The 1,702-nt window shown below is 37.9% G+C and carries 2 protein-coding genes; both read left to right on the top strand.

The annotated features are described in order from the left end of the window. The first annotated feature begins 615 nt into the window (after nucleotides 1-615). Entirely contained in the window at nucleotides 616-1,056 is a 441-nt protein-coding gene (locus H4J52_RS02935; RefSeq protein WP_182224192.1) for a hypothetical protein, read from the top strand. 113 nt (nucleotides 1,057-1,169) lie between these two features. Next, nucleotides 1,170-1,496: a hypothetical protein gene (locus tag H4J52_RS02930; protein ID WP_182224191.1), complete on the top strand. Its 327-nt coding sequence runs from the start codon at nucleotides 1,170-1,172 to the stop codon at nucleotides 1,494-1,496. Nucleotides 1,497-1,702 lie beyond the last annotated feature (206 nt).

Genomic DNA, 1,702 nt, shown 5'->3' with positions numbered 1-1,702 from the left:
GGTTCGAACGTCTTGTTAGAAACATTGGATGTTTGCCGTTCAATATTCGTAACCAACAGAGGCATATTCCACTTATCAAATATAGTAAACTAATCGATTGATAAATGGATTGGTCCAACTATAAGGCGTTCAAACGGACAAAAAACAGTTGGCTGTTTCACTCCGTTCACAATTTTAGCCAACAATTTTTTGCCGCTTAACGTGGCGTTATGCGGTCAGCGCGAATTCAGTTTAAATTGTTTTTCACGGTTAGCGTTTTGTAAAGATTTTGGCACTTGTTGCCTTTTCTTTATTTTGGTAACTTAAATGCCAAACATTCTGTTTAAGCTTTTGGTTAAACAGTTTTTTGCCAGTTTAATATTGGTGATAAACGCCACTTTATTTAAGTGGCTCAAAATTCATGGTTTGGTGTGTCGCACTGCGTAGGAGTTTTTTAACGCTACGGTCGGGCTGCCACGAAATCTTATATAAATTGCGTAGTTTGTGGTATTCACAACCAGCGCATAACAAGTTGCTCAAACGGACAAATAACAGCTGGCTGCGCTCGTGCCTCGCACATTTTAGCCAACTATTATTTGCCCCTTAGCAAAGCGTTATATTGCACAAGGAGGTCTGGTGAGTATCGTTGAGAATATCGAAAATTCTTTTTATCCTGAGGTCTATTCTCAATCACTTCCGAAAGGCACTGAATTGAGTTTATGTTTATTTCAAAAAAATGGACTAGCTAAATACGTATTAGCTGTTAAGGATTTTGATTCAAACTTAGATATTAAAACTCAAATAGCAAACGCCCGTAAATCTATTCGGCAGCAAACTTCAGCTATGTGGCTGTTGAAAGAAATTGGTGCATACATCGTATTTGTTTGCGATGAACTTCCAGACATAACGAAGTCCCACTTAAAAATAGATCGTACTGGCTTTCATGCTGTTATCGTCCAAGGTGTCCATTTAATTTCAAAGTCAGGTGATCATTTGTTTAATCATACTCAATGGCTAAACAAGTCATTTGGTGGCACTGAAAGTATTGCTTCTAGGCTAGTGAATAGTGCAATATAACAAGGGTTTTCAAGACGGACAAATTACAGTTCGCTTTTTGTTCGTTCCTCACTTATTTTAGCCAACTGCAATTTGCCGCTTAAAACGGCGTTAGTTGCCAAGGAGTTTGCATCATGGATGAGTCTACAATTGAAGCTTTATTTATTATTCTGTTCGCAGTTTTACCTTGTGGTATTTTCGGGTATCTAATCGCTTTTAAAGGGCGCAGAGGTTTAATTTCGGGTTACAGTGAAAAGAACTTTTCTAATCCTCAAGCATTTGGAAAAAGTGTAGGTGTAAGCCTAATATTGTTTTCTGTTTTTATGGTATTTATCGCATATTTTTGGCACCTGGGTCTTCTTACAGAAAATCGAATGGCTTCTTATGTTTTATTACTCATTATTGGTGTAGTGTTAAATTACTTTTATGGTATTGTTAAATATCGTAAAAAAGGCAACTAACAAGCAACTCAAGACGGACACAAACAGTTGGCTGTGCTCGTACCTCGCAAATTATAGCCAACTATTTTTAGCCACTTAGTAGGGCGTTAGGTGCTTTGACAATCTCGGTGCACGATTAAGAGTAGGAATAATATGTCGGACCCACATTGGACAGGCTATGTCGGTATGCTCACAGGTATTGCTGGTATAGGGTTAGCTCTTTTTAA

This window comes from Colwellia sp. MB02u-14 (assembly GCF_014076915.1).
Lineage (GTDB): Bacteria > Pseudomonadota > Gammaproteobacteria > Enterobacterales > Alteromonadaceae > Colwellia_A.
The sequence above is the reverse complement of the archived record's forward strand: the minus strand, read 5'-3'. Positions and strand labels throughout refer to the sequence as shown.